This is a genomic window from Pseudomonas sp. UBA6310 (genome assembly GCF_002438225.1).
GTDB lineage: Bacteria > Pseudomonadota > Gammaproteobacteria > Pseudomonadales > Pseudomonadaceae > Pseudomonas_O > Pseudomonas_O kuykendallii.
Genome location: NZ_DJTK01000020.1, coordinates 54,113 through 60,308, shown reverse-complemented (window position 1 = coordinate 60,308; position 6,196 = coordinate 54,113). Strand labels below are relative to the sequence as shown.

The window sequence follows — 6,196 nt, the reverse complement described above, 5'->3', positions numbered from 1 at the left end:
AGAACGGCGACAGCCGCCGCCCTGGCCAACTGTTCCCGCTGGACAGCAACGGCAAGGCCGAGGACGACTTCAGCAAGGCCGGGGTGACCGCCAAGCTGCGCCTCTCCAAGACCGAAGCGCGCATCGGCACCCTGCAGCCGAAACTGCCGGTGGTGAACTTCAACGACGGTCGCCTGCTGCCGCAACTGTTCGACGGCGGCCAGGTCACCTCGGCCGAGATCGACAACCTGACGCTGATCGCCGGCCAGCTTGAACACACCAAGACCCGCGCGTCTTCCGACGACGTCGGCCTGCGCATCGCCGGTGCTGCCTCGGTCGGCGGCGTGCAGGCGGACTCCAACCAGTTCCGCTACGCCGGCGCCGACTACAAGGTCTCCAAGGACCTGCTGCTGCAGTACTACTACGGCAACCTGGAAGACTTCTACAAACAGCACTTCCTCGGCCTGACCCACACCTGGGCCATCGGCCCGGGCGCGCTGAAGACCGACCTGCGCTACTTCCACAGCGATTCCGACGGCAAGAACGGCAGCGTCGCCGGGCGTGCCGAAGGCTATCGCGGCCAGGGCGAAATCACCGCCGCCAACACGGTGAGCGGCACCGAGGTGGACAACGACACCTGGAGCGCCTTGCTCACCTACACCCTCGGCGGCCACGCGCTGAGCGGCGGCTATCAGCAGGTCTCGGGCGACAGCGCCTTCCCGTTCCTCAACCAGGGCGACGGCTCCACCGCCTACCTGATCACCGACCGGCAGATCGGCAAGTTCCTCTCCGCCGGCGAGCGCACCTGGCTGGCCGAGTACAGCTACGACTTCGCCAAGCTCGGCGCGCCGGGGCTGAAGGCGTTCATCACCTACCTGTCGGGCGACGACATCGACGCCGTGGGCGGCGATCGCCAGGAATGGGAGCGCGACTTCCGCCTCGACTACAGCCTGCAGAGCGGCGCCCTCAAGGGCCTCGGCTTCTCCTGGCGCAACGCCTCGCTGCGCGGCAACACCACCGCCAACGACCAGGACGAAAACCGCTTCATCGTCAGCTACACCCTGACGCTGCTCTGAGCGAAACCCCGCGGGCGGCCCGCCGGCCGTCCGCACCTTGCCTGCAACGACCTGACTCGCCCGCCAACGGGATAGAAGGCACCACCCCTAAGATGAGGAGAAGACCCATGGGTCTGCACACCTTGCGTCGGGGGCTGACTGCCGTTCTGGCAGCGCTCCTGTCCGTCGGCGCCCACGCCGAGAAACTCGACGAAGTCCGTCTCGACTATGCCTTCTATTCGCCGGAAAGCCTGGTGATCAAGCACAACGGCTGGCTGGAGGACGCCTTCGGCAAACAGGGCACCCAGGTGCGCTGGGTGCTTTCGCGCGGCAGCAACAACTCCCTGGAATTCCTCAACAGCGGCGCCTCCAACTTCGCTCTTACCTCGAGCATTTCCGCGTTCGTCAGCCGCGCCAACGGCCAGCCGGTGAAGGCCGTCTACAGCTACCTGTGGTACGTGCCCAGCGCGCTGCTGGTGCAGAAGGACTCGCCGCTGAAAAGCATCGCCGAGCTGAAGGGCAAGCAGGTCGCCGCGACCAAGGGCACCGATCCCTATTTCTTCCTCCTGCGCTCGCTGCAGGCCAATGGGCTGAAACCCTCGGACATCAAGATCGTCCACCTGCAACACCCCGAAGGCCGCACCGCGCTGGAACAGGGCCGCGTCGACGCCTGGGCCGGTCTCGACCCGCACATGGCCGCCGCCGAACTGGCCGGCGCGCGCTTTCTCTACCGCAACGACAGCTTTGGCCTCGGCGCCTTCCTCAACACCAGCGAGGCCTTCCTCGCCGAGCATCCGGCCGCCGTCAGCCAGGTGATCGAGGCCTACGAGCGCGCCCGTCGCTGGATCGTCGCCAACCCGGAACAGGCGGCCACGCTGATCGCCGGCGAAACCCAACTGCCGGTGGAGGTCATCCGCCTGCAACTCGGCCGCTACGACCTCAGCCGGCCACTGCCTGGCCAGGTGCATCTGGACGCGATCAAGCCGGTGATCCCGCTGCTGCAGGCCGACGGCATCCTGCGTCGCGGCGCCGACGTCGACGGCGCGCTGAACAGCCTGATCGACGCGCGCCTGGCCGGGCCGCTGATCGAGGCCCGCTGAGATGCAGCGGGTGGGTATCGGCGACATGGCCCGGCTCGCCGAACGGTCCGCGGCGCCGCACTGGCGCACCACGCTGATCGGGCGTCTCGGCAGCCTGCGCGGGCTGCTGGTGCCGGCGTTGCTGCTGGCGTTGCTGGAAACCGTGGTGCGCGTCGGCTGGATTCCGGCCTACCTGATGCCGGCGCCCAGCGAGCTGTTCGTCACCCTGCTGGAGCTGGCCGAAGGGCCGCTCTGGCAGCACATCCTCGCCAGCACCCTGCGCGTGCTGCTGGGCTTCGCCATCGGCGCCTCGCTGGCGTTGCTGCTCGGTTCGGCGGTCGGCATCAGCCGGCGCCTGGAGGCCTATCTCGACCCCACCTTCCAGGCGCTGCGCGCGGTGCCGGGGCTGGCCTGGGTGCCGCTGCTGCTGATCTGGCTGGGCATCGACGAAACCTCCAAGGTCACCCTGATCGCCATCGGCTCGTTCTTCCCGATGTACATGAACCTGGTGGCCGGCATCCGCAACGTCGACCGCAAGCTGGTCGAGCTCGGCGAGCTGTATCGCCTGCCGCGCCTGCAGCAGATCCGCCGGATCTTCGTGCCGGCCGCCCAACCGTACCTGTTCACTGGGCTGCGCAACGGCTTGTCGATGGCCTGGCTGTGCGTGGTGGCGGCGGAACTGCTGGCCGCCACCGAGGGCATCGGCTACCTGCTCACCGATGGCCGCGAAACCTCGCGCCCGGACCTGGTGCTGGTGGCCATCGTCGTGCTCGCCCTGATGGGCAAGCTCAGCGACAGCCTGCTGAAGGCCCTGGAACACCGCGCGCTGCGCTGGCGCGACAATTTCGACGGCGAAGGAGGTGGCGCATGAGCGCACTGCTGGCCCTGCAACGCATCCACAAATCCTTTGCCGGCCTGCGCGTGCTGGACGACGTCAGCCTGAGCCTGGCGCCCGGCGAGATCGTCAGCCTGCTCGGCCCCAGCGGCTGCGGCAAGAGCACGTTGCTGCGCATCGCCGCCGGGCTCGACCGCGACTTCCAGGGGCATCTCGAACGCAACCCGCTGCTGGATTTCGGCACTGCCCGCGGCATCGGCGTGGTGTTCCAGGAGCCGCGCCTGCTGCCCTGGCTGAATGTGGCGCAGAACGTCGCGTTCGCCGATGGTCGTGGCGGTGACGCGGTGTGGGTGCGGCAACTGCTGCGCGATGTCGGTCTCGAAGGCCGTGGCGAGGCGTTGCCCAAGCAGCTCTCCGGCGGCATGGCGCAGCGCGCGGCGATCGCCCGCGGCCTGTACGGTCGCCCGCAGCTGCTGCTGCTCGACGAGCCCTTCAGCGCGGTGGACGCCTTCACCCGCATGCGCCTGCAGGACCTCGTCGCCGAGCTGGCGCAGCGCTACGAAGTGGCGATCCTGCTGGTCACCCACGACCTCGACGAAGCCTTCTACCTCAGCGACCGGGTGCTGATCCTCGGCGGACAGCCGAGTCGCCTGACCCGTGAACTCGACGTGGCGCTGGCGCGCCCGCGTGACCGCCGCTCCGGCGCACTGGCCAGCCTGCGTGGCCAGGCGCTGACCGAGCTGTACCAGTCGCACGCGCTCTGATTGCCTCCTCGGGCAACTTTGCCGGGTCCCGTGCCCGGCTTTTTTTTTGGCGTGCGTTCGCACGCCGCCGCTAAGCGTTTTAATTCATTTATCGAATAAACAAATTAATATTTATTCTTTTTAATTTGTCTGCCGCCTGAGCATAGTGAGCCCACGCAACGCTCACCTTCAGGAGAAACAGCATGAGCATCCGACTCGGCGATATCGCCCCCGACTTCGAACAGGAATCCAGCGAAGGCCCGATCCATTTCCACGAATGGCTCGGCAACAGCTGGGGCGTGCTGTTCTCCCACCCGGCGGACTTCACCCCGGTGTGCACCACCGAACTGGGCTTCACCGCCAAGCTGAAGGACGAATTCGCCAAGCGCGGCGTCAAGGCCATCGCCCTCTCGGTGGACCCGGTCGACTCCCACGTGAAGTGGATCGACGACATCAACGAGACGCAGAACACCCGCGTCAACTTCCCGATCCTCGCCGACGCCGACCGCAAGGTCTCCGGCCTCTACGACCTGATCCACCCCAACGCCAGCGATACCCTCACGGTGCGCTCGCTGTTCGTCATCGACCCGAACAAGAAGGTGCGTCTGACCATCACCTACCCGGCCAGCACCGGGCGCAACTTCAACGAGATCCTCCGCGTCATCGACTCGCTGCAGCTCGCCGACAACCACAAGGTCGCGACCCCGGCCAACTGGCAGGACGGCGACGAAGTGGTGATCGTGCCGTCGCTCAAGGACGAAGACGAAATCAAGCGGCGCTTCCCGAAAGGCTATCGCGCGGTGAAGCCCTACCTGCGGCTGACCCCGCAACCGAACAAGTGAGACGCCGCACATGTTGATCGTTTCCCTGGCCGGCAGTCCCAGCCTGAGATCGCGCTCCGGCGTGTTGCTGGAGCGTGCCCGCCACTGGTTGCACGGACGCGGCCATGAGGTGGTGAGCTACGGCGTGCGCGATTTTTCCGCCGAGGAACTGCTGCACGCCCAGTTCGACAGCTCGCGGGTGCGCGAGCTGATCGAACAGGTCGGTCGCGCCGATGGCCTGCTGGTGGCGACGCCGGTGTACAAGGCGTCGTTCTCCGGAGCGCTGAAGGTGATTCTCGACCTGTTGCCCGAGCGCGCCCTGCAGCACAAGGTGGTGCTGCCGCTGGCCACCGCCGGCAGCACGGCGCACATGCTCGCCCTGGATTACGCGTTGAAGCCGGTGCTCGCCGCCCTGAAAGCCCAGGACATGCTGCACGGCGTGTTCGCCGAGGATGGCCAGATCGACTACGGCGACGGCCATCCGCAACTGGCGCCGGCGCTCGAACAGCGCCTGCACGACGCCCTCGAGCAGTTTTCCGCGGCGCTGGCCCGGCGTCCGCAGCCGATAGACCCGAACCTGTTGAACGACCGGCTGGTGAACGCCCGCTGGAGCATCTGACCCGAACACCCCGAACCTCGCCTTACTCGCCCGCCAACGGGCAAGCAGGTAGCCAATCAAGACATCGCCAAGGAGAGCGCCATGCGCACCACTACCTTGCGTCGAAGCCTGGCCGCCCTGTTTGCCGCGGCCATCACTTTCGGCGCCATTACCCAGGCTCAGGCCGACGCGTTGCGCATCGGCTATCAGAAATACGGCACGCTGGTGCTGCTAAAGGCCAAGGGGTCGCTGGAGAAGCGTCTCGCGGCCCAGGGCATTGACGTCAAGTGGACCGAATTCCCCGGCGGCCCGCAGTTGCTCGAAGGCCTCAACGTCGGCGCCATCGATTTCGGCGTGACCGGTGAAACGCCGCCGGTGTTCGCCCAGGCGGCGGGTGCCGACCTGCTCTACGTCGCCCACGAACCGCCGGCCCCGAGCAGCGAGGCGATCCTCGTGCAGAAGGACTCGCCGATTCGCTCGGTCGCCGAACTCAAGGGCAAGAAGGTCGCCCTGAACAAGGGCTCCAACGTGCACTACCTGCTGGTGCGCGCCCTACAGGACGCCGGCCTGCAATACAGCGACATCCAGTCCGTCTACCTGCCGCCGGCCGATGCCCGCGCCGCCTTCGAGCGCGGCAGCGTCGACGCCTGGGTGATCTGGGACCCCTTCCAGGCCGCCGCCGAACAGCAACTGCAGGCGCGCACCCTGCGTGATGGCAAGGGCCTGGTGGACAACCACCAGTTCTACCTCGCCGCACGTCCCTACGCCGAGAAACACCCGCAGGTGCTGAGCACGCTGATCGACGAGATCCGCCAGGTCGGTGACGAAGCCAAGGCCGATCCGCAAGCCGTCGCCAAGCAGGTCGCGCCGCTGCTCGGCCTGCCCGAGGACATCGCGCTGATCACCGTCAAGCGCCAGGGGTTCGGGGCGCTGCCGCTGTCGCCGGAGGTGGTCGCGGCGCAGCAGAAGATCGCCGACGCCTTCAGCGACCTGAAGCTGATTCCGAAACGCCTGCGCATCGCCGATGTGATCTGGAATCCCCCGGGCAAAGTCGCCCAGCAGTGACCGAACCCCTCTCCCTCGCGA

General features: G+C 67.1%; 7 protein-coding genes. All 7 read left to right on the top strand.

Features of this window, described 5'->3' with window-relative positions; translation table 11 throughout:
* Positions 1-1,055, top strand: a 1,055-nt coding sequence (locus tag B3E91_RS03935) for an OprD family outer membrane porin (protein ID WP_287028463.1), incomplete at its 5' end; no start/stop codon positions are given.
* A 107-nt stretch (positions 1,056-1,162) separates the two neighbouring features.
* A complete protein-coding gene (locus tag B3E91_RS03930; RefSeq protein WP_287028462.1) occupies positions 1,163-2,134 on the top strand; it encodes an aliphatic sulfonate ABC transporter substrate-binding protein in 972 nt (323 codons plus the stop codon).
* A gap of 1 nt (position 2,135) precedes the next feature.
* Complete coding sequence (locus B3E91_RS03925; RefSeq protein WP_287028461.1) at positions 2,136-2,984, top strand: ABC transporter permease; 849 nt, start codon at positions 2,136-2,138, stop codon at positions 2,982-2,984.
* Entirely contained in the window at positions 2,981-3,712 is a 732-nt protein-coding gene (locus tag B3E91_RS03920; protein WP_287028460.1) for an ABC transporter ATP-binding protein, read from the top strand. The genes B3E91_RS03925 and B3E91_RS03920 overlap by 4 nt, the downstream gene beginning before the upstream one ends.
* Positions 3,713-3,894: 182 nt before the next feature.
* On the top strand, positions 3,895-4,533 hold the full coding sequence (locus B3E91_RS03915) for a peroxiredoxin (RefSeq protein WP_287028459.1): 639 nt from the start codon (positions 3,895-3,897) through the stop codon (positions 4,531-4,533).
* Positions 4,534-4,543: 10 nt separating this feature from the next.
* Entirely contained in the window at positions 4,544-5,131 is a 588-nt protein-coding gene (gene ssuE, locus B3E91_RS03910; RefSeq protein ID WP_287028458.1) for an NADPH-dependent FMN reductase, read from the top strand.
* 81 nt (positions 5,132-5,212) lie between these two features.
* Positions 5,213-6,175 (top strand): sulfonate ABC transporter substrate-binding protein, encoded by a 963-nt coding sequence (locus tag B3E91_RS03905; protein WP_287028457.1) that lies wholly within the window; start codon positions 5,213-5,215, stop codon positions 6,173-6,175.
* Positions 6,176-6,196: the final 21 nt, after the last annotated feature.